The sequence below is a fragment of the bacterium genome, assembly GCA_035308905.1.
GTDB lineage: Bacteria > Sysuimicrobiota > Sysuimicrobiia > Sysuimicrobiales > Segetimicrobiaceae > DASSJF01.
This window is the reverse complement of record DATGFS010000023.1, coordinates 25,736-48,147: the sequence shown is the minus strand read 5'-3', so window position 1 is coordinate 48,147 and position 22,412 is coordinate 25,736. Positions and strand designations below refer to the sequence as shown.

18 protein-coding genes are annotated in these 22,412 nt (G+C 71.0%); all 18 read left to right on the top strand.

Annotated features, from left to right (window positions below; all coding sequences use genetic code 11):
* Positions 1-47 precede the first annotated feature (47 nt).
* Complete coding sequence (locus tag VKT83_06545; GenBank protein HLY22112.1) at positions 48-566, top strand: DUF192 domain-containing protein; 519 nt, start codon at positions 48-50, stop codon at positions 564-566.
* Between the two features lie 155 nt (positions 567-721).
* Positions 722-3,061, top strand: a complete 2,340-nt coding sequence (locus tag VKT83_06540; protein ID HLY22111.1) for a sodium-translocating pyrophosphatase — start codon at positions 722-724, stop codon at positions 3,059-3,061.
* On the top strand, positions 3,058-4,710 hold the full coding sequence (locus VKT83_06535) for a GAF domain-containing protein (protein HLY22110.1): 1,653 nt from the start codon (positions 3,058-3,060) through the stop codon (positions 4,708-4,710). Before VKT83_06540 ends, VKT83_06535 begins: the two co-directional genes overlap by 4 nt.
* On the top strand, positions 4,710-6,476 hold the full coding sequence (locus tag VKT83_06530; protein ID HLY22109.1) for a response regulator: 1,767 nt from the start codon (positions 4,710-4,712) through the stop codon (positions 6,474-6,476). Before VKT83_06535 ends, VKT83_06530 begins: the two co-directional genes overlap by 1 nt.
* A 10-nt stretch (positions 6,477-6,486) precedes the next feature.
* Positions 6,487-6,945 carry an SRPBCC domain-containing protein gene (locus VKT83_06525; protein ID HLY22108.1) on the top strand — a complete coding sequence of 153 codons (459 nt, stop codon included), beginning with the start codon at positions 6,487-6,489 and terminating at the stop codon, positions 6,943-6,945.
* Between the two features lie 209 nt (positions 6,946-7,154).
* On the top strand, positions 7,155-7,478 hold the full coding sequence (locus tag VKT83_06520) for a VOC family protein (GenBank protein ID HLY22107.1): 324 nt from the start codon (positions 7,155-7,157) through the stop codon (positions 7,476-7,478).
* A gap of 116 nt (positions 7,479-7,594) precedes the next feature.
* On the top strand, positions 7,595-7,945 hold the full coding sequence (locus VKT83_06515; GenBank protein ID HLY22106.1) for a VOC family protein: 351 nt from the start codon (positions 7,595-7,597) through the stop codon (positions 7,943-7,945).
* A gap of 178 nt (positions 7,946-8,123) precedes the next feature.
* On the top strand, positions 8,124-9,563 hold the full coding sequence (glnA, locus tag VKT83_06510) for a type I glutamate--ammonia ligase (protein ID HLY22105.1): 1,440 nt from the start codon (positions 8,124-8,126) through the stop codon (positions 9,561-9,563).
* 191 nt (positions 9,564-9,754) lie between these two features.
* The gene (locus tag VKT83_06505; protein ID HLY22104.1) at positions 9,755-11,326 is read left to right on the top strand and encodes an ABC transporter substrate-binding protein; all 1,572 of its coding nucleotides are present in this window, start codon (positions 9,755-9,757) and stop codon (positions 11,324-11,326) included.
* 58 nt (positions 11,327-11,384) lie between these two features.
* Positions 11,385-12,329, top strand: a complete 945-nt coding sequence (locus VKT83_06500; GenBank protein HLY22103.1) for an ABC transporter permease — start codon at positions 11,385-11,387, stop codon at positions 12,327-12,329.
* Positions 12,326-13,150 carry an ABC transporter permease gene (locus VKT83_06495; protein HLY22102.1) on the top strand — a complete coding sequence of 275 codons (825 nt, stop codon included), beginning with the start codon at positions 12,326-12,328 and terminating at the stop codon, positions 13,148-13,150. Before VKT83_06500 ends, VKT83_06495 begins: the two co-directional genes overlap by 4 nt.
* Before the next feature lie 17 nt (positions 13,151-13,167).
* Positions 13,168-13,953 carry a serine hydrolase gene (locus VKT83_06490; protein ID HLY22101.1) on the top strand — a complete coding sequence of 262 codons (786 nt, stop codon included), beginning with the start codon at positions 13,168-13,170 and terminating at the stop codon, positions 13,951-13,953.
* A 20-nt stretch (positions 13,954-13,973) separates the two neighbouring features.
* Complete coding sequence (locus VKT83_06485) at positions 13,974-14,609, top strand: LysE family translocator (protein HLY22100.1); 636 nt, start codon at positions 13,974-13,976, stop codon at positions 14,607-14,609.
* Positions 14,610-14,630: 21 nt separating this feature from the next.
* Complete coding sequence (locus VKT83_06480) at positions 14,631-16,406, top strand: NAD+ synthase (GenBank protein HLY22099.1); 1,776 nt, start codon at positions 14,631-14,633, stop codon at positions 16,404-16,406.
* A 58-nt stretch (positions 16,407-16,464) separates the two neighbouring features.
* Positions 16,465-19,947, top strand: coding sequence for a transcription-repair coupling factor (mfd, locus tag VKT83_06475; GenBank protein ID HLY22098.1), 3,483 nt, complete (start codon positions 16,465-16,467; stop codon positions 19,945-19,947).
* Positions 19,948-19,951: 4 nt separating this feature from the next.
* On the top strand, positions 19,952-20,827 hold the full coding sequence (gene mazG, locus VKT83_06470; protein ID HLY22097.1) for a nucleoside triphosphate pyrophosphohydrolase: 876 nt from the start codon (positions 19,952-19,954) through the stop codon (positions 20,825-20,827).
* A complete protein-coding gene (locus tag VKT83_06465; protein HLY22096.1) occupies positions 20,814-21,065 on the top strand; it encodes a S4 domain-containing protein in 252 nt (83 codons plus the stop codon). Before mazG ends, VKT83_06465 begins: the two co-directional genes overlap by 14 nt.
* A gap of 41 nt (positions 21,066-21,106) precedes the next feature.
* On the top strand, positions 21,107-22,378 hold the full coding sequence (gene eno / locus VKT83_06460) for a phosphopyruvate hydratase (GenBank protein HLY22095.1): 1,272 nt from the start codon (positions 21,107-21,109) through the stop codon (positions 22,376-22,378).
* The last annotated feature ends 34 nt before the right edge of the window (positions 22,379-22,412 follow it).

Sequence of the window (22,412 nt, the reverse complement as noted above, 5' to 3'; positions counted from 1 at the left end):
GGCCGGCCCGCCGGAACTTTCGCCGTCGCGGGGGCGTTGTTGGCAGCATGAGACTGCGGCGCGTCCTGACCGCGATCGCCGCCGCCGCGCTCGCGGCCGCGGGCCTGATCCCGCCGGCGCCGGCCGGGGCGGACGACTGCGCGGTGCCCGCGTTCCGGTACCGGCACGGCGTCGTCGCCTTCAGCGAGCACGGCAGCACGGTCGACGTCCGCGTCGAGATCGCGGACACCGAGCAGGCACGCGAGGTCGGCCTGATGTGCCGGCGCGCGCTCGACCCGGATGCCGGCATGCTGTTCGTCTTCGCGGACCTCACCCGCGAGCCGTTCTGGATGAAGAACACGCTGATCCCGCTCTCGATCGCGTTCCTCGACAATCGCTGGCAGGTCGTCGGCCTCTTCGACATGCGCGTGGCGCCGAACCCCGCCGACCCGCCGCCCGGCGACCTCTGGGCGCCGACCAAGTCGTATCGCTACGCGCTCGAAGTGAACCAGGGGTTTTTCAAAGCGCACGGCCTCGACGGGCGCGCGCAGGTCCGCTTCACGCCGAGCGACCCTCCCAAGCCATAAGCGAACCTCGTCTGGCCTCAAAACCGCGCTTCTATATCGAGGAACCGCGCAAAATCGCGTATTTTCGACGATTTTTGTCGAAAATTGCTTGATGGGCCGCGATGCAACCTGCTATTATGAATGACGCCGCGCACGCCCACGTCCGGGAGGCCTGAATGAGCGAATCCGCCATCACCCTGCCGTCCTTCGGCGGCTTGGAGTCGCTGCTGCTGTGGCTGGTCCTTGCCGCCGCGGCCGCCGCCCTCCTTTATGGATGGTGGCTCAGCGCACGGGTCCTCCGCCGCAGCGCCGGACCGGCGTCGATGCAGAACGTCGCCGCGGCGATTCAGGAGGGCGCCCGCGCCTATCTCACCCGGCAGTTCCGGACGATGGCGCTGTTCATCGTCCTGATCACGATCGCCCTCTACGTCCTGTACCGGCCGATCTACACGAATCCCGCCCTGTCGGTCGGCATCGCCCTCGCCTTCCTGATGGGCTGCCTCGCGAGCTACGGCGCGGGCTCCGTCGGCATGCAGCTCGCCGTCCGCGGCAACGTGCGGACCGCCTATGCCGCGACACGCGGCTTCCGCGAGGCGCTCGAGACGGCGTTCCAGGCCGGCACCGTCTCCGGCATGTTCACCGTCGGACTCGGCCTCCTCGGTGCCACGATCATCTTCGTCATCTTCCGCGGCGACGCCACGCGCGTGCTCATCGGATTCGGATTCGGCGGGTCGCTCGTCGCGTCGTTCATGCGGATCGGCGGCGGGATCTACACGAAGGCGGCCGACGTCGGCGCCGACCTCGTCGGCAAGGTCGAGGCCGGCATTCCGGAAGACGACCCCCGCAACCCCGCGACGATCGCGGACAACGTGGGCGACAACGTCGGCGACTGCGCCGGGATGGCGGCCGACGTCTTCGAATCGTACGAGGTCACGCTCGTCGCCGCGATCATCCTTGCCGCCGGCACGCTGCTCGACGCGCGCTTCCGCGCGACGTACGGCGCCGCCGCGGGCGGCTTCGCGCTCAAGCTGATCCTCTTTCCGCTGCTGGTCCAGGCGATCGGCGTCTTCGCGTCGATCATCGGCACCTGGGCCGTGCGGGCGCGCGAGGAGGAACGCGACCCGATGCGCCCGATCGCCCGCGGCTTCTGGGTCGCCAGCGCGGCCGCGGTCGCCGGCTTCGCCGCGGTCAACGCCCTGTACCTCACGGACCCGCGCACGGGCGCGCCGGACTGGCGGTTCACGTTCGCGACGCTCACCGGCCTCGTGCTCGCGGGCGTCATCAGGTGGCTCACCGACCAATACACGAGCGCCAACCACCGGCCGGTCGGCGAGATGGCGTACGCCACGAAGACCGGGCCGGCGACGCTCATCCTCTCGGGGCTCGGCTTCGGCCTCGAGTCCTCCGTGTGGGCGATCCTTGCGATCGCGGCGACGATCCTCGCCTCGTTCACGATCTTTCAGGGCGACGTCGCCCTCGCCGGCTACGGCATCGCGCTGTCCGGGCTCGGCCTCCTCACCGTCACCGGGTACATCCTGGCGATGGACACGTTCGGGCCGATCGTCGACAACGCGAACGGCATCTTCGAGATGTCCGGCGTGGGCGGCGAGGAGCCCGGCCGCATCATCGCGCACCTCGACCAGGCCGGCAACACGACGAAGGCCCTCACGAAGGGCTTCGCGATCGCGACCGCGGTGATCGCCGCGACGGCGCTGTTCCGGTCGTTCGTGGACCAGGCGCATCTGCTGCCCGCGGCCGCGTCGTTCGGCACGACGCTGTCGCAGGCGGGGGAGGCGGCCACGACCGCCCTCGAGCGCGTGGGCATCCAGGTCAACCTGCCGCTCGTCTTCATCGGCATGCTGATCGGCGGTGCCGTCCCGATGCTCGTCTCCGCGTTCCTGATCCGCGCCGTCGGCCGGTCCGCGTTCGACGTCGTGGAAGAGGTCCGCCGGCAGTTCCGGACGATCCCGGGCATCATGCAGGGCACCGCCCGGCCGGACTACCAGCGCTGCGTCGACATCGTCACGCGCGCGGCGCAGCGGGAGCTGCTGGCCCCCGCGGTCGTCGCGATCTCCGCCCCGGTCATGGTCGGGATCGGGCTCGGCGCGGCGCCGCTCGGGGCGTTCCTCGCCGGCGCGATCCTCACCGGCCAGCTCATGGCCGTCTTCATGGCCAACACCGGCGGCGCGTGGGACAACGCGAAGAAGAAGATCGAGGACGGCTTCCTCGGCGGCAAGGGCACGGAGTACCACAAAGCCGGCGTCATCGGGGACACGGTCGGCGATCCGCTGAAAGATACCGCCGGCCCGGCCCTCAACCCGCTCATCAAGGTCATGAACCTCGTGAGCATCCTCATCGCGCCGGTCGCGATCCTGCCGATCGGCTGGGGGGTGCGCGCGCTCGTGGTCGCCCTGACCCTCGCGCTGATGGCGTGGGCGGTGGCGATGAACCGCCGCAGCTCGGTCAGCCCCGAAGACATGGCCGCGGCGGCGCGGGGCGTTGCGGAGCCGGGATGACCGCGCAGCGCGTGGACCGGACGCCCGCCGACGCCCTCGCGCGCAAGGCCGAGGAGCTGTCGGCGCTGCGGAAGATCAGCCGCGCGATCGGCGCCGCGCTCGATCTCGACACGACGCTCACGCTCATTACCCGCACGACGGCGGAAGTGATGCGCGTCGACAGCTGCTCGATCTACCTGCTCGACGCCTCGCGCGAATACCTCGTCCTCAAGGCGACGACGGGGCTCGCCGCCGAAGCCGTCGGCCGCGCGCGCCTCCGTTTCGGCGAGGGCCTGACGGGCTGGGCCGCCGAGCACGGCGAGGCGGTCGCGTCGAGCAACGCGACCGCGGATCCGCGGTTCAAGTACCTGCCGGAAACCCACGAAACGCTGTTCCAGTCGCTGCTCGCGGTGCCGTTGACGGTGGCGGGCCGCGTCCTCGGCGCGGTCAACGTCCAGACCACCGGGGTGCACGCCTGGGCCGACGACGAGGTGGAGCTGCTGAGCATCATCGCCGACCTCGCCGGCGGCGCCCTCGAAAAGGCCCGGCTCTACGACAGCATGCGCCGGCAGATCCTCGAGCTGCGCACGCTCGCGGAGGTCAGCGAGACGCTCACGTCGCCGCTCTACCTGGAGCAGATCTTCCGCCTCCTCGTCGAGATGGCCTCGCGCGTGTTCGACGCGTCGCTCTGCACGCTCATGCTGACGGACGCGGACGAGCTGGTGCTCGCCGCCGCCCACCCGGCGGATCCCAACGCCGCCGCGCGGCCGCGGATGGCGCTCCGGCTCGGGGCGGGCCTGCCCGGGCACGCCGCCGCCTCGGGCGAGGCGGTGAGCAGCGAGGACGCCGGGGCGGATCCGCGCTTTCTCGCCGAGGAGATGCTCGGCCGCGGGCCGGCGCGCTCGGCGCTCGCCGTCCCCCTGCGCGTGCGCGATCGGACGCTCGGGGTCGTGACCGTCTATCTCGGCCGGCCGCACGCGTTCACGCCGCCCGAGACGACGATGCTGCAGACGCTGGCCAACCAGACCGCGCTCGCGATCGAGAACGCGGGCCTCGTGGTCAAGTCGGCGATGGTCCGCGAGATGCATCACCGCGTCAAGAACAACCTCCAGATGATCGCGATGCTGCTGCGCCTGCAGATGCGGGACGGCCGCGAGGTGTCCGGCCGCGAGGTCCTTACCGAGACGATCAACCGCATCCTCAGCATCGCCGCGGTGCACGAGATCCTGGCCGCGGAGGGCCTCGGCACGGTGAGCGTCCGCGAGATGCTCGACCGCGTCGTGCACACGGTGACGCAGACGATGGCGCCGCCCGGCTTCGCGCTCGACGCGCGCGTGAGCGGCGACGACGTGCATCTGCCGACCCAGCAGGCCACGTCGCTGGCGCTGGTCGTGAACGAGCTCCTGCAAAACGCGATGGAGCACGCGTTCCCCGGCCGCGCGCAGGGCCAGGTCGTCATCGTGCTGATGCTCGGGCCGGAAGCGCTGCGCGTCGAGGTTCGCGACGACGGGGTCGGGCTGCCCGACGGGTTCGCGCTGGAGCGGTCGAGCGACCTCGGGCTCGAAATCGTGCGCACCCTCGTCCAGGACGACCTGAAGGGCCGCATCTGGTTTACGAACGCCGGCGGCGCGCGCGTCGTCATCACGATGCCCCGTCCGGCGGCGGCCTGATGCCGGACGCGCTGAAGATCCTGATCGCCGACGACGAGCCCGTCATCCGCATGGGCCTCAAAGCCATGCTGGAGGAGCACGGGTACAAGGTCGTCGGGGAGGCGCCGGACGGCGAAGAAGCCGTCGCCCTGGCGCACAAGACGTCGCCCGACCTGATCTTCATGGACATTAAGATGCCGGGACTCGACGGCATCTCCGCGGCGGCCACGATCATGTCGCGGGCGCCGAAGCCGATCATCCTGCTGACGGCGTGGAGCGAGCGGGATCTGGTGCAGCGGGCGCAGGAGGCCGGCGTGCTGGCGTACCTCGTCAAGCCGGTGCGCGAGGCCGAGCTCGTGCCGGCGATCGAGATCGCGATGGCCCGGTTCGCCGAGCTGCGCACGCTGCAGCAGGAAGTCGGCAACCTCAAGGACACGCTCGAGACCCGCAAGCTCGTCGAACGCGCCAAGGGGATCCTGATGTCGCGCGAGGGCGTCGACGAGCAGGAGGCCTTTCTGCGCATTCAGCGCCAGAGCCGCAACACCCGGACGCCGATGCGCGAGATCGCCCGCGCGATCCTCGTGTCGGACGAGCTCCGGCGAACGGTGCCGTCGCAGTCCGCCACCCGCATCGTCATCCGCACGCCCGCGGACCTGCTGCGCGTGCTGTCCGGGATCCGGATCGTCCCCGGGGGCTCGGCGGAGACGGACATCATGGCCTCCGGCCTGGAGCCGATGGGCTACCTGCGCCTCGGTCCGGGCGCGGAGGTCACGGTCGAGGGCTACGTCACCAACCGGACGGCCGAGGGCGCCTACGGGCTCGGCATGGCGTTCGGGCTGGCCCCCTCACCGGCCGAGCGCGAGGGCATCGTCGCGGCGGTGATCCAGAACGCCATCCGGCCGGGCGCGCTCGACGCCGGCGGGACGGCCCACAGCACCTACGCGCAGCTGCTCGACGAGATCATCACGACCCAGCAGCGCGTTACGGTCAGCGGATTTCTCCGGCTGCTGCCCGACCACGCGTCGGCCGACCATCCGGAGCTCCCGCACCTCATCGAGATCCATCCGGTGCGCAGCGTGGCGACGGAGCGCGGCCTCGTATTCCCGCCGATCGCGCTCGACGCGCCGGGCGGCGAGGAGTGGACCCGGGTCGAGACGGTCCACCCGATGCCGTTCTCGGACTTCCAGTCGCCGACGCGGCTCGCGATCGCCGGCGCCGCGCTCACGTTCCGGCACGCGCCCGCGCAGGACACCGCGTACGTGTATATGACGGGACGCTTCTACGGCGGGCGCAGCCAGTTCGTCGAGGGCCGTCCGTTCCTGTTCGCCTTCGGAGACGCCCCGGGCCGCCTGCGGATCACCGCCGTGGCGGTCCCCGGCACGCCGGCCTACGACATGGTGCGGCGCTGGCTGTCGGCGCCGCCGACGGGACCGATGACCCTTGTCGGACTGCGCACGCTCCAGATCCCGGCGCTGTTCGCCCCCGGCGGCGGCCGGATCGACGCCGTGCTGTGCCCGGTCTTCCGGATTCTGCCTGGCACGGTCAAGGGGGCCGGGGTGCCGGCGCCGACGACGCGATTCGAGCTCGTACCGGTGGGCGGCACGCCGCCGGCCCCGCCCCCGGCGAAACGTCCCGCGCGAGCCTCCCGGCGTCCGAAGACGGCGAAACCGTCTCGGAAGCGGGCGGCGAAGCGCCCCGCATCGGCGGCGCGGAAGGCCGCGCCCAAGCGCCGGGCGCCGGCGCGCGCGCGCGCCTCCGGACGCCGCACCACCCGCCGCAGGCGCTGAACCGTCCGCCATGCCCATGCCCGCCGCGACGCCGCACGGTCCGGAAGTCGTCCGGCGGGAAGTGCGGATCGCCGCGGCGCCGGACACCGTGTTCGAGTTCCTCACCGACGCGGCCAAGCGGATCCGCTGGGCCGGAACCCACGCCGAAAGCGACCCGCGGCTCGGGGGCGCGCATCGGACCGTCATCAACCCCGGCCACATCGTGAGCGGCGAGTACGTCGAAGTGCTGCCCCACCGCCGCGTGGTCTGCACATGGGGATGGATCGACAGCCCGGCGATGCCGCCGGGATCCACGATCGTCCAGTTCGATCTGGCGCCCGACGGAAGCGGCACCGTGCTGCGGATCGCCCACGCGATGCTGCCCGAGACCGCCCGCGAAGGGCACGCCGAAGTATGGGATCACTACTTGTCGCGCCTCGCCGCCGCGGCGGCCGGCGGCGATCCCGGCCCGGACCCATGGGCGGGCTAAGATAACAGAACCGTGACATACACCCGCGATGCTGGACACGGTACCTCCCCGATCAAGAGATGCTCCCAAATCGCCCGCCAAGGAGAGTGATGAACATGGCGCAACGTCGATCGCGACCCGCAAGGAAGACCGCGAAGCGAGGGACAGGCGCGCGCCCCCGCGGCGGCGCGCGGAGGGCGTCGGCGCGCCGGGGTGCCGGCCATCCCGTCGTGCACTGGGAGATCAACGCGCGCGACCCAAAGGCGCTCCACGGCTTCTACGCGGAGCTGTTCGGGTGGAAGATCAACGCGGACAATCCGATGGGGTACGGACTGGTCACGGCCGGCGGCAACGGCATCAACGGCGGGATCGGGCCGGCGCAGGGAATTCCGGGCGTCACGTTCTACGTACGCGTCCCGAACCTCGACGCCGTCCTGAGGAGAGTCGCCGAGATGGGCGGCAGCACGGCGGTCCCGCCGACGCACATTCCGGACATGGTGACCTTCGCCGTGTTCACCGACCCGGAGGGCAACCGGATCGGCATCATCAAATGAGGACGCCCGACGGAGCCCTCTCGTGAACAATCACATCGGCAAGATTGCGACGCTGCGCGCGCTGCTCGGCAAGCCGAGACTGATCGGATAGAGCAGACGGAAGAGAGGTAGCGGGTATGCCAAACCCGGTCGTGCACTTCGAAGTGGTGGGCAAGGATGCGAAGGCGCTGCAGAACTTTTACAAGAACGCGTTCGGTTGGGCGATCGAGTCGATGATGCCGGAGTACGCGATGGTGAAGCCGGGCGGCTCGACCGGGATCAACGGGGGAATCGGCGCGGCCATGGGCGGCAGCCCGGGACACGTCACGTTCTACATCGCCGTCGACGACCTCAACGCGGCGCTGAAGAAAGTCGAGAGCCTCGGCGGCCGCAAGATCTCGGACCCGATGGACATACCGAACGGCCCAAGCATCGCGATGTTCGCGGACCCCGAGGGGCATATGATCGGCCTGGTCAAGGGAATGTAGTCGCGGGAGGCCTGAAATCAACGGGAATTTGCGGTTGACGGGGCCGGGACCCCGTGGTATATAAGGGACGGTACTAAGAGGTACCGCGGGCCGAGACGCCCTCTGGGGATACCCCTCAGAGGGCGTCTTCGTTTTTACCGGCACCGCACAGTCCCGGGCGGGACACGGAGGTGACGCAATGGCGGGCAAGGAGATGACGGTGCAGGACGTCGTCGCGTACATCAAGGACCGCGGGGTCAAGATGGTCGACTTCAAGTTCGTCGACGTGCCAGGCACCTGGCAGCACGCGACGATCCCCGCGAGCCAGGTGGACGAGAAGACGTTCAAGCGCGGCATCGGATTCGACGGCAGCAGCATCCGCGGCTTTCAGGCGATCGAAGAGAGCGACATGTTGCTCATGCCCGATGCCGCGACCGCCCGCCCCGACCCCTTCACGGAGATCCCGACGCTGTCGGTGATCTGCAACATCTTCGACCCGATCACCGGCAAGCCGTACAGCCGCGATCCCCGCTATGTCGCACAGAAGGCCGAGGAGCACCTCAAGGCCTCCGGCGTCGGCGAGGTCAGCTACTGGGGGCCGGAGGCCGAGTTCTTCGTCTTCGGCAACGTCCAGTACGACATCCAGCCGTATCGCATGGGGTACAGCATCGACGGCCCGGAAGGCATTTGGAACTCCGGCCAGCCCGGCCTGGCGCACCGCATCCGCACGAAGGAGGGCTACTTCCCCGTCCCGCCCGCCGACACGCAGCTGGACCTCCGCAGCGAGATGTCGCTCGAGATGGAGAAGTGGGGGATCGAGGTCGAGATGCAGCACCACGAGGTCGCGAGCTCCCAGGGCGAGATCGACATGAAGTACAACACCCTGACCCGGATGGCCGACAGCCTGCTGGCCTACAAGTACATCGTCAAGAACGTGGCGCGCCGCCACGGCATGACGGCGACGTTCATGCCGAAGCCGCTGTTCGGCGATAACGGAACCGGCATGCACTGCCACCAGAGCATCTGGAAAGGCGGGGCGAATCTCTTCTACAGCGAAGGCGGTTACGCCGAGCTCAGCCAGGAGGCGCTCCACTACATCGGCGGCCTGCTGACGCACGTCGACGCGCTGCTCGGGCTGTGCGCCTGCACCACGAACTCGTACCGCCGCCTGGTCCCGCATTACGAGGCGCCGGTCAACATCGCGTTCAGCAAGCGCAACCGCAGCGCGGCGATCCGGATCCCGATGTACCACACCGGCCCGGCGGGCGCGTCGGCGAAGCGGATCGAGTTCCGCTGCCCCGACGCGACGTGCAACCCGTACCTTGCGTTCTCGGCGATGCTCATGGCGGGGCTCGACGGCGTCAAACGCAAGATCGATCCGGTGAAGGCCGGCTTCGGCCCGCTCGACAAGAACACGTACGACCTGCCGCCGGACGAGGCCGCGAAGATCAAGAGCGTCCCGGGCTCGCTGTCCGCGGCGCTCGACGCGCTGGAGAACGACCACGAGTTCCTGATGGAGGGCGACGTCTTCACGCGCGACCTGATCGACACGTGGCTCGACTACAAGCGCACCAAAGAGGTGCACGAGGTCAATATCCGTCCGGTCCCGTACGAGTTCTTCCTATACTACGACGTGTAAGCAGGCCGGCGCACGACGCCGGTCGCGAGGCCCGGGACAGCATCCCGGGCCTCGTCATCTTTGCCGCCCGACAGGGCATCGGTGCGCGGGACCGAACACCTGGGGGTCTGAACCGTCTTCGGCGTGTTCGCGTCTATTCCGGTGGTACGGCCCATCGTTCCGAGTCACTCGCACGAGAGGGGGATGATCGAATGACGCACCGCAGACTGACGAGGAGGGGGTTCGTCCGCGGGACGGCCGCGATCGGCGCGGGGCTGGCGACCGCTCCGTGGCTGGGCGCGGCACCCGCCGCGGCCGCGCCGGTCCGCGGGGGACGCGTGACCGTCGGCGTCCAGGCGGAAATTCCTCACCTCGACCCGCACCGGACCGCGCTCACGATCTCGTACGTCAGCCTCTCGCCGATGTACCAGGCGCTGACCGAGCTCGGCCCCAACCTCGAGCTGCGTCCGCAGCTGGCGACATCGTGGAAGGTCTCCCCGGACGGGTTGTCGTGGACGTTTGCGCTGCGGCGCGGGGTCCGGTTCCACAACGGCCGGACGCTGACGTCGCGCGACGTGCGGTTCAGCGTCGAGCGCATCCTCGACCCCAAGACCGGCGCGCGCGGCCGCGGCGACTTGAGCGCCATCGCGGCGATCGACACGCCCGACCCCAACACCGTCGTCTTCCGGCTGAAAGCGCCGTTCGGCTTCTTCCCGAACAAGCTCGCGACGACGTACCAGGCCATCATACCGCGGGAGGCCGTCAACGCGAGCAACAACGTCACGAAGCCGATCGGCACCGGGCCGTTCCAGTTCGGCGACTGGGTGACGAACGACCATCTGACCATGCGGCGCTTCGACGGCTACTGGGAGTCCGGCAAGCCGTATCTCGACGAGGTGACGCTGAAGCCGATTCCCGACGAGACAGTGCGGCTCACGGCGCTTCAGACGGGCGACGTCTCGATTGTGGACTCCGTGCCGCAGGCGCGCCTGCAGGGGTTGTTCGCCCAGCCCTCCCGCGATTACGTGATCCGCCTCGTGCGTGGCGGCGCCGGCCAGGGCGTCATCGTGCTCAACACCCGCCGTAAGCCGTTCGACAACGTGAAGGTCCGCCAGGCGGTCGCCTACGCGGTGAACAAGCGCGAGATGGTGGACGCGCAGTACCGCGGCTGGGGCGTGACCGACAACCAGAACTTCTCGCCCACCTCGCCGTGGTATCTGCCGGTGAAGGACCGCCCGTTCGACGTCGCGCGCGCCAAGTCGCTGCTGGCCGAGGCCGGCATGCCGAACGGCTTCAAGATCACGATATCGATCGCCAACGGCTACGGGTTTCCGGAGGTCGCACAGGTGATCCAGGCGCAGGTGCGCCGGATCGGCGTCGACGTCGCCATCCAACTCTACGACGTGCCGTCGTGGGCCAACCGCATCAACACCGGGAATTTCGATATCGATCTCACGGGGTTCTTCGCGAAGGTCGATCCGGACGACGCCTACTACCGCTACACCCACTCGAACGGCGGGGTCTGGCAGCTCAGCGGCTACCTGAACGATCCCGAGCTCGACCGGCTGCTGGACGAGGGCCGGACCGAGGCCGACATCGCGAAGGCCAAGACGACGTACACGCGGGTCGTGGAGATTTTACAGGATTCGGCGTCGATGCTGATCTTCGGAAGCGGCCACTCCGCCGCCGGCTGGCGGTCGAACGTTCAGGGCTACTCGCCGCAGCTGATCGGCGCGCTGTCCTACGCCGGAGGCGGCCTCCAGGAGGCATGGCTGGCGAAGTAACGCCGAACGGGGCGCCGGAGGGGAGCCGCGCGCCGGCTCCCCTTCCTGCTGCCGGCCGGTGATCCGCTACCTGCAGGGCCGCCTGCTCGCGCTGGTCCTGGTGCTCGCCTTGATGTCCGTGATCGTGTTCTCGTTTGTGCATCTGATCCCGGGCGATCCGGTCGTCGCCATCCTCGGGACGGAAGTGGATCAGGAGACGCAGCAGAGCCTGCGGCACGCGATGGGCCTCGACCGCCCGCTGCTCGCGCAGTACGCGCTGTGGGTCGGCGGGGCCCTGCGGGGGAACCTCGGCGAATCGGTGCGCACGCATCAACCCGTCGCGGCGATCCTGGGCCAGAAGCTGCCGGTGACCCTCCAGCTGACCGCGGCCGCGATGATCGTGGGACTGTCCATCGCGCTGCCGGCCGGCGTGCTCGCCGCGGTGCGGCGCAACTCGGCGGTCGACCTGGGTGCCATGGGCATCGCGCTCGGCGGCGTCTCAATTCCGTCGTTCTGGCTCGGCGTGATGCTGATCTTGCTGTTCTCGCTGCACTGGCGGCTCTTTCCCGCGATCGGCTACGTGCCGGTCGCCCGCGATCCCGCGGACGCGCTGCGGCACATGGTGCTCCCGGCGGTGACCCTGGGCCTCGGACTCGCCGGCGCCCTGACCCGGATGGTCCGGTCCGACGTCCTGGAGGAATTGGGCCGCGAGTACGTGCGCACCGCGAGGGCCAAGGGCCTCAGGTTCGCGCGCGTCATCGCCCGGCACATCCTCCGCAACGCGCTGCTGCCGACGCTGACGGTGCTCGGCGTCCAGGTCAGCGTGCTGCTCGGCGGCGCCGTCATCACGGAGCAGATCTTCGCCTGGCCCGGTGTGGGCCAGCTGATCGTCCAGGCGGTCCAGAGCCGCGACTATCCGGTGCTGCAGGGCGGGATTCTGATCGTGGCGGTGCTGGCCGCGGTGGTCCAGCTGCTCGTCGATCTCGCCTACGCCGTCATGAATCCGAGGATCCGCTTCGGATGAAGCGGCGGCGGTCCCGGTTCCTGCGCCACCGGCTCGGCATGACCGGCGGGGTCGTGGTCGCCGCAATGCTGCTGGCCGCGGCCGGGGCGCCTTTGTGGCGGACGCAGGATCCCCTCGCGATGCAGATGTCGCAGTCGCTCCAGCCGCCCACGCCGCAGCACTGGTTCGGCACGGACGAGTTCGGACGGGACGTCTGGTCGCGGGTCGTCTACGGCGCGCGGCTCTCGATCACGGTCGGGTTGGCCTCGATGCTGCTCGCGACCGCGGCCGGCGTGCCGCTCGGCGCGGCCGCCGGATACGCCGGCGGGGCGTTCGACGCGCTCGTGATGCGCGGCATGGACGCGATCCTCGCATTCCCGGGACTGCTGCTGGCGATCGGCCTGGTGGCGGCGCTCGGGTTGGGGACCGAAAGCGGCATCATCGCGATCGGCGTCGTCTACGTGCCGGTGTTTGCGCGCGTCACCCGGGGCGCCGTGCTGGTCCGCCGGCAGGAGGAGTACGTGGAAGCCGCCCGCGCGCTGGGGCAGACGGACCTCGCCATCCTCCGCCGCCACGTGCTGCCGAACTGCATCGCGCCGGTGCTCGTGCAAGCGACGCTCGGCTTCGCGAGCGCGATCGTCATCGACGCGGGGCTGTCCTTTCTCGGCGCGGGGACGCCGCCGCCGGCGCCGGACTGGGGCACCATGCTGAACGAGGCGCGGCAGTTCATGGTCTCGGCGCCCCACGTCGCGGTGTTCCCCGGGCTCGCGATCTCACTCGCCGTGCTCGGTTTCAACCTGCTCGGCGACGGGCTGCGCGATGCGCTGGACCCGAGACTCTGAGTACCGGGAGGCCGCCGATGAAATCCGCGCTCACGCAGGCCGTCCGGCAGACCGCGAACGAGTTGCCGGGACGGCTCGGCTGTCACATCTGCGACGCGGCCGGCGGCGTCTGGGCGTCCCACCGCGCCGACGAGCGCTTCGTCACCGCCAGCGTGATCAAGGTCCCGATCCTGATCGCCCTGGCCGCGTCGGTGGACGCGGGCGAGCGCCGCTGGGAGGACGTCGTGCCCGTAAACCGGGACGACGCGGCGGCGGGCAGCGGCGTCATTCAGCATCTGTCGCGCCCCGAATACACGCTGCGCGACGTGGCGGTGCTGATGATCATCGTCAGCGACAACCGGGCGACGAATCTGGTCATCGATCTCCTGGGGCTGGACCGCATCAACGACTACTGCCGGCGGGCCGGATGGCCGGGCACGATCCTCGGCCGCCGGATGTTCGACTTCGACGCCCGCGCGCGCGGCCGCGACAACTTCTCCACCCCGCGCGAGACCGCCGATCTGTTCGTCCGGCTCCTCGGCGGGAGGCTCCTCTCCGCCGCCTCGACCGAGGCCGTCCTCGAGATCCTCCGCGCCCAGCAGCTGCACGACAAGCTGCCCGCCTGGCTGCCGGCCGATACGGCCGCCGCGCACAAAACCGGGGAGCTGCCCGGCGTCCAGAACGACAGCGGGATCCTGTTCCTCCCGTCGGGTCCCGTGATCGCCGCCGTCTACACAAACGACCTGACCGCGCCGGCCGCGGGACGGCTCGCGATTCAGCGGGTCGGGCGGGCGATTGTGGAAAACGCCACCGTCGAAGGCTGACGCCGAGGAGGACGATCCGTATGTCGCCGGCCGTTGCGCTGCTCGCCTTCATCGCCGCGGGGTGCGTCTTGATCGTGACGCCGGGACCCGACACCGCGCTCGTGCTGCGGACCGCCGCGGTCGAAGGTCCGCGGCGCGGCGCCTACACCTCGGCCGGCATCTGCTTCGGCCTCTTGTGGTGGGGTCTCGCCGCGGCGCTCGGCATCAGCGTGGTGCTCGCGGCCTCGCATACCGCCTACGCGGTCCTGCGTGCGATCGGTGCCGCTTGGCTCGTCTGGCTCGGATGCAGTATCTTCTTCCTCCGGCCGCGCCGAACCCCGGCGGACGGCGACGCACCGCAGGTCACCGACGGCACCGACGCGGCCTGGTTCTGGCGGGGCCTGCTCTCCAACGTGACCAATCCGAAGGTCGGCGTCTTCTTCATCACGTTCCTGCCGCAGTTCGTGCCGGCGGACGTGGCCGTCGCCCCCTGGATCGCGCTGCTCGTCGTGATCCACGTCGCGCTGAGCGTAATCTGGCTCGGGCTCCTGATCGTCGCGACCCGGTCGGTCGGCCGTCTGCTGCAGCGCCCCGCGGTGTCGCGCTCGCTCGACCGGATCACGGGCGCCGTGCTGGTCGGCGCGGGGGTGCGTCTCGCGGCGGAAGGCGGCCGGTAGGGCCATGTTATAATGAACGTGATGACGCCGCGGTTTCGGATCGCGATGGCTCAGATCAACCCCACGGTCGGGGACTTCGAGGGCAACACGCGCAAGATCATCGAGCGCCTCGACGAGGCGCAGGCCCTCGGCGCGGACGTGGTGTCGTTCCCCGAGCTCGCCGTCCCCGGCTACCCGCCCGAGGACCTGCTGGTCAAGGCGGACTTCATCGAGGAAAATCTCGCCTGCCTCCACGAGATCGCGCGGCACACGAGCCGCACCGTCGCGGTCGTGGGCTGCGTCGACTCCGGCGAGCATCTCTACAACGCCGCCGCGGTCCTCGCCGGCGGACGGATCGCCGGCATGTACCGCAAGATGCGCCTCCCGAACTACGGGGTCTTCGACGAGAAGCGCTACTTTCAGCCGGGCACGGACGCGCCGGTGTTCGTCGTGCGCGGCGTACCGGTCGGCGTGACGGTGTGCGAGGACGTCTGGGCGCCCGGCGGCCCGCTGCTCGCCCAGGCGCTCGCCGGCGCGCTCGTCGCGGTGAACGTCAACGGCTCGCCCTACTCGATGGGCAAGTGGCGGCTCCGCGAGGAGATGCTGCGGACGCGGGCCCGCGACTACGCGATCGCGATCGCCTACAACAACATGGTCGGCGGCCAGGACGAGCTCGTCTTCGACGGACTCGGCTTCGTCGTCGATGCGGCCGGCGGGGTGGTGGCGCGCGGGCCGGCGTTCGACGAGGCGCTCATCGTCGCCGACCTGGACGTCGAGGCGATCCGGACCCTGCGGCGCTACAATCCGATTCGGACCTTGGACGCGCTGACCGGCGAAGGCGTGCGGGCGCCGGTCTACACGCTCTCCACCGATCCGCCCGAGGCCGGGCGCCCGGCCCTGCCGCGGGCCGAGGAGACGGACCCGCCCGGCGAAGTCGAGGAGGTCTACCGTGCCCTCGTCCTCGGCACCCGCGACTACGTCCGCAAGAACCGGTTTCGCCACGTCGTGGTGGGCCTGAGCGGCGGCGTGGATTCGTCGCTCGTCGCCGCGATCGCCGCGGACGCGCTCGGCCCCGACGCCGTCACCGGCGTCACGATGCCGTCGCGGTTCACGTCGGAGGAGAGCCGCCGGTACGCGGCGGCGCTGGCCGGCGCGCTCGGCATCCGGACCATCGACCTGCCGATCGAGCCGATGGCCGGGGCCTACGAGGCCGCGCTCGCGCCGGCCTTTGCCGGCAAGCCGCGCAACGAGGCGGAGGAAAACATCCAGGCGCGGATCCGCGGCACGCTGCTCATGGGATTGTCCAACAAGTTTAACTGGCTCGTGCTGACGACCGGCAACAAGAGCGAGATGAGCGTCGGCTACGCGACCCTGTACGGGGACATGGCGGGCGGCTTCGCGGTCATCAAGGACGTGCCGAAGACGCTGGTCTACCGGCTGGCGCGCCGGCTCAACGAGCGCGCGGGCCGGGACCTCATCCCCGCGGGCGTCATCGGCCGCGCCCCCACCGCGGAACTGCGCGAGCAGCAGACCGATCAGGACACGCTGCCGCCGTACGAGGTCCTCGATCCGATCCTCCGGCTGTACGTCGAGGACGACCGCTCCGCGGAGGAGATCATCGCGCACGGCTTCGATCCGGCGACCGTCGCCCGCGTGATCCGGATGGTCGACGTGAGCGAGTACAAGCGGCGCCAGGCGCCCCCCGGGATCAAGATCACGCCGAAGGCGTTCGGACGCGACCGGCGGCTGCCGATTACGAACTGGTACCGCGGCCGCCGCGCCCTGGACACAGCGCCTACCCGCCCACCCAGCGCCTGATCCTGCATTTGACGCGTTTTCCCGCCCTCCCGTACAATGGCGGAGCGGAGGCTTTGTGATGTCCCTGTCCGGTGTGCTCCCGGTCCTGCAGCGCAGACGGGAGTTTCTTGTCGTTGGCGAGGCATTGGAGGCCGGCCGGCGCCCGTGGGTTACGGGTCCGGCGGGCGCGGGAAAGGCATGCCTGCTCGCGGCGCTGGTCATGCGTGCCGGCACTCGGATTCCGGCGTGGCTGGCCGTCGCGCCGGACCGCGATCATGCCGAGCGCCTGGCCGACGATCTCGCGGCGTTTCTCCCGGCGGGGGCGCCCGCCGTGCATCTCGTCGAGTTGTGGGATCCCCCGCTCCCCGGCGAGCCGCTCTCGCTCGACGCCGAGCGCACGCGCCAGCGCCTCCTCGAAGCCCTGCATCGCGGCGAGCCGGTCGTCGCCGTGGCCTCGGCGGCGGGCCTCGTCGTGCCGATGCCGGATCCCGCCTGGCTCGCGGGCGTCCGCGTGGAGCTCCGCGCGGGCGCGCCCCTCCGGCTCGAGAACGCCACGGCGCGCCTCGCCGCCGGCGGCTACGAGCGCGTCGACCTCGTCCACGTCCCGGGCGAGATGAGCGTGCGCGGCGGCATCGTCGACGTGTACCCCCCGTCTTCCGACCATCCGGTGCGGGCCGAGTGGGTCGGAGACGAGATCGAGTCGGTCCGGCTCTTCGACCCGGAGACGCAGCGCACGACCGGAACGATCGACGCCGTCGTGATTCTCCCCGCCCGCGCGGACATGACGGTCGCCCCCGAACGCGAAGCGGGCCGCCCCGCGTCCGGCGCGCTCCTGCCCTCGCTCCTCGACGGCGAGGCCGTGTGCGTGCTCGACGAACCGGACGAAGTCGCGCGCCAGGCGGCCGCGCTGGTCAAGCAGGCCGAAGCCGCGCGCGACCACGCCGTCGAGACCGAGCAGATCCCGGACGGCACGCCGGTGGCCGTCGTCCCGTGGGAGGACCTCGCCGCCGCCCTCGGCGCGCACCGCCTCCTCGCCCTCTCCACGCTGCGCACGCCTCCCGAGCGCGGCGGCTACGTCGCGGCGCCGATCGGCTTTGGGACGGTGGAGTCGTTCGCCGGCCAGGTCGAGGGGTTCGCCGAGCAGACGCGGCGCTGGATCGCCGGCCGGCAGCGGGTCGTGGTGGCGAGCCGCCAGGCGCACCGGGTGCGCGAGCTGCTGGCCGAGCACGGGGTGATCGCCGCGGAGAGCGGGGCGCTCGACGCCCCGCCCGAGCCCGGCACCATCACCGTGGTGGGACAGCCGCTCACGCAGGGGTTCTCGCTCGACGACCTCGTCGTCGTGACCGACAGCGAGATCCTGGGCTGGCGGCGGCGGCGCGGCCGGCCGCGCTGGTTCCGGGACGGCGCCCGTCTCGCGAGCTGGACGGAGCTCGTGCCCGGCGACCTCATCGTGCACGTGCACCACGGCATCGGCGTCTATCGCGGCCTCGAGCGGCTCACCATGGATGGGGGCGCGCGCGACTACCTGCACCTCGAGTACGCGCAGGGCGACGCGCTGTACGTGCCCACCGACCAGATCTCGCTGGTGCAGCGGTATGTCGGCGTCGACGGGCAGGCGCCGCAGATCAACCGGCTCGGCGGCACCGAGTGGGAGCGCGAGAAGCGCCGCGTGCGCGAGCGGACCAGGGAGATGGCGCGCGAGCTGCTCGACCTCTACGCGGCCCGGGAGCGCGCCGGGGGCCACGCCTTCGGCACGGACACGCCGTGGCAGCAGGAGATGGAAGAGGCGTTTCTGTACGAGGAGACCCCGGATCAGCGCAAGGCGATCGAGGACGTCAAGCGGGACATGGAGGCCGGGCGCCCGATGGACCGGCTCGTCTGCGGCGACGTCGGCTACGGCAAGACCGAGGTGGCCCTGCGCGCCGCCTTCAAGGCGGTGATGGACGGCCGTCAAGTCGCGGTGCTCGTCCCCACCACGCTGCTCGCGCAGCAGCACTATACGGTCTTCCACGAGCGCTTCGCACCGTTCCCCGTCCGGGTCGAGATGCTGAGCCGCTTCAAGTCGCCGAAGGAACAGCGCGCGGTGCTCGAGGGGCTGCGCGACGGGACGATCGACGTGGTGATCGGCACGCACGCCCTGCTCAACAAGAACGTGACCTTCCACGCGCTCGGGCTCGTCGTCGTGGACGAGGAGCAGCGGTTCGGCGTCCGGCACAAGGAGCGTCTCAAGCAACTGCGCACGCAGGTCGACGTGCTGACGCTGACGGCGACGCCGATTCCGCGCACGCTGCACATGTCGCTGGCCGGCCTGCGGGACCTGTCCGTGATGGAGACCCCCCCGGAGGCGCGCCAGCCCATTCGAACGTACATCCACGAGGACGATCCGGCCGTGATCGCCGATGCGATCCGCCGTGAGCTCGCCCGCGACGGTCAGGTCTACGTGGTGCACAACCGCGTCGAGACGATCGACCGCGCGGCCGAACGGATCCGCCGGCTCGTCCCGGAGGCGCGCGTCGTGGTCGCGCACGGCCAGATGCCGGAGACGCAGCTCGAGCGGATCATGCTCGACTTCCTCGGCGGGCGCGCGGACGTCCTCGTCTGCACGACGATCGTGGAGATCGGGCTCGACATCCCGCGCGTGAACACCATCCTGATCGAGAACGCGCACCTGCTGGGGCTCGCGCAGCTCTACCAGCTGCGGGGCCGCGTGGGCCGGGCCGACCGCCAGGCCTACGCGTACCTGCTGCATCCGCGCGACGCGCGGCTCACGCCCGAGGCGGAACAGCGGCTCGTCGCGATGCGGGAGTTCGTCGAACTCGGCTCCGGCATGCGTCTGGCGATGCGCGACCTCGAGATCCGGGGCGCCGGCAACATCCTCGGCTCCGAGCAGCACGGACACCTCGCCGCGGTCGGCTTCGACCTGTACATGCGGCTCCTGGACGAGGCGATCCGGGAGCTGCGGGGCGAGATCGTCGAGGAAACGCCCGACCCGACCGTCGACCTCGGCGTCGAGGCCTACCTGCCGGAGTCGTACGTCGAGGTGCCGGCCCAGCGGGTCGCGGCGTACCGACGGCTCGCCGAGACACGCACGCCCGAGGACGCGGCCGCCGCGGTCGAGGAGCTCCGCGATCGCTACGGTCCGCCGCCGGACCCTGTGCGGCGCCTCGGAGACGTGGTCCGGCTGCGGGCGCGCGCGCGCGCGGCGGGCGTCGCGACGATCTCCCGCGGCGCAGGCGGCGTGCTGGTCCGCCTCCTGCATGCCGCGGCCGCCGGGCCGCGGGTGCACACGCGGATCGCACAGTCGCGCGGGCGGCTGCGCTGGACCGCGGAAGGGATCTTCATTCCGACGGCCGGCATGGACGCGGACACGATCATTCAGACGGTCGAGCGGTTCCTGGAGTGGCTCGCCGCGGAGGCGCGGCGCGATACGGACGCGCCGGGACAGCCCGCTTCCGTTTCCTCGTCGCCGGCGGCGGGTCCGCCGGCCGGCGCTGCGGCCGGGTCGGGCGCGTCGGGCGGCATCCGCGGGACCCGGCCACCCCGCCGCGCGGCCACAGGATGACGCAATGAGTGAGCGGCGGCCCGATTTCACCGATCTCGTCGCGACAATGGCCGGCCTGCGCGCGCCCGGCGGGTGCCCGTGGGACCGCGCGCAAACGCCGGCGTCGCTCCGGCCGTACCTGCTCGAGGAAGCCTACGAGACGCTCGAGGCGATCGACAGCGGCGTCCCTGCCCGTCTTAAGGAAGAGTTGGGGGACCTGCTGCTTCAAGTTGTCTTCCACTCGGAGATGGCCGCGGAAACCGGCGCCTTCACGATCGACGACGTCGTGGCCGGCTTGGTGGAGAAGCTGATCCGGCGGCACCCTCACGTCTTCGGCACGGCGACGGCCGCGACGCCCGACGCGGTCGTGACGCGCTGGGAGGCGATCAAACAGGCCGAGCGCCTACATAACCGCGCGGCCGGCGGCGTTCAAGACAACGCGGCCGGCGCCGGGTCCGCGAACGCGGCCGCGGGCGCCGGCCCCGCGGCGGCGGCGAACGCCGGTACGGAATCGGGTGCCCTCGCCGGCCTGGCGCGAACGCTGCCGGCGCTCATGCTGGCACAGCAGATGCTGGTCCGGGCAGGACGCGCGGGGTTCACCATCCCCGGCGGCGCGGGACCCGAAGGCGCGCGCGCCGGTGTCCGCCGGGCGCTCGACGAACTCGCGCGCGCCCCGCACGCGGCGGAGGAGGAGGCGGCCGGCGATCTCCTCTTTGCCGCGGCCGCCGCGGCGCGGGCCCTCGACGTGGACGCGGAACTCGCGCTGCGCGCCGCCTGCGATCGGTACCGCGCGCGCTTCGCCCGGATGGAAGCGCTGGTCCGGGCGCGCGGAAAAGCGCTCGCGGACTACGCGCCGGACGAACTGGCATCGCTGTGGCGGGAGGCACGTGAGGCTCGATAAGTTCTTGCAGGTCAGCCGGCTCGTCAAGCGGCGCGCCCTCGCCAACCGCCTGTGCGGCGCGGGACGTGTCACCGTGAACGGCCGGCGCGCCGAGCCGGCCGCCGCGGTACGCGCCGGCGACATCATCGAGGTCGAAGTCGGCGACCGCCGCGTCCGGGCGCGTGTGCGCGGCGTTCCGGAAGGGCCCCGCCCGGACGCCGACTGCTGCGAGATTCTCGACGGCGGCCCGCCGGCCTGACCCCGGCCGGCCGCTGCTCCGGACGTAGCGAGGAGGACCGCATGGCCCGCATCATCAGCACGAGCGCGCGTGAAATTCTCGATTCGCGGGGCAACCCGACCGTCGAGGTCGAGGTTGTCCTCGACTCCGGCGCGCGCGGCGCCGCCGCGGTACCGTCGGGCGCCAGCACCGGCGTGCACGAGGCGATCGAGCTCCGCGACCGCGACCCACACCGCTACGGGGGGCTCGGCGTGCTCACCGCGGTCGGGCACGTGCGGGAGACGCTGGCGCCGCTGCTCGCGGGCCGGGATCCGGCCGACCAGCGCGGCATCGACGAAGCCCTCATCGCCGCCGACGGCACGCCGAACAAGAGCCGGCTCGGCGCCAACGCCATCCTCGGCGTGTCGCTCGCCGTCGCGCACGCCGCGGCCGCGGACCGCGGGCAGGCGCTCTTCCGGTATCTCGGCGGCCCCGAGGCGTCCACGCTGCCGGTGCCGCTCATGAACGTCCTCAACGGCGGCAAGCACGCCGATAACGGCCTCGAGTTTCAGGAGTTCATGGTCGTGCCGCTCGGCGCCCCGACGTTCCCGGAAGCGCTGCGGATGGGCGCGGAGATCTATCATGCGCTGCACCGGGTGCTGCTCGAACGGGGGCTCGCGACCGGCGTCGGCGACGAGGGCGGATTCGCGCCGCGGCTCGCCGGCAACGAGCAGGCGCTCGAGCTGCTGATCGACGCGATCGGGCGCGCCGGCTACGCGCCCGGCCGGGACGCCGCGCTCGCGCTCGATCCGGCCTCCAGCAGCTTCTTCGACGACGGGCGCTACCGGATCGGCGGCGCCGCGTACTCGTCGCCGGAGCTCGTCGACTACTACGCGCGCCTTGCGGACCGGTTTCCCATCGTCTCGATCGAAGACGGCCTCGCCGAGGACGATTGGGACGGCTGGGCGGCGCTCACGCGCCGGCTCGGCGAGCGCCTGCAGCTCGTCGGCGACGATCTCTACGTCACCAATCTCCGGCGGATCGACGAGGGCATCGCGCGCGGCGCGGGCAACGCGGTGCTGATCAAGCTGAACCAGATCGGCACGCTCACGGAGACGCTCCAGGCGATCCGCCTGACGCAGCGGCAGCGGTGGGCCGCCGTGATCTCGCACCGGTCCGGGGAGACCGAGGACACGACCATCGCGGACCTCGCCGTCGCGACCGGCGCGGGCCAGATCAAGACCGGCGCGCCGGCGCGCTCGGAGCGCGTCGGCAAGTACAATCGGCTGCTGCGCATCGCCGAATCGCTCCGGGCCGCGGCGCGCTATCCCGGGACAGAGGCGTTTCGGCGCTAAGCACCGCGTTCTGGCAGGAGGCTGCGAAGCAGCC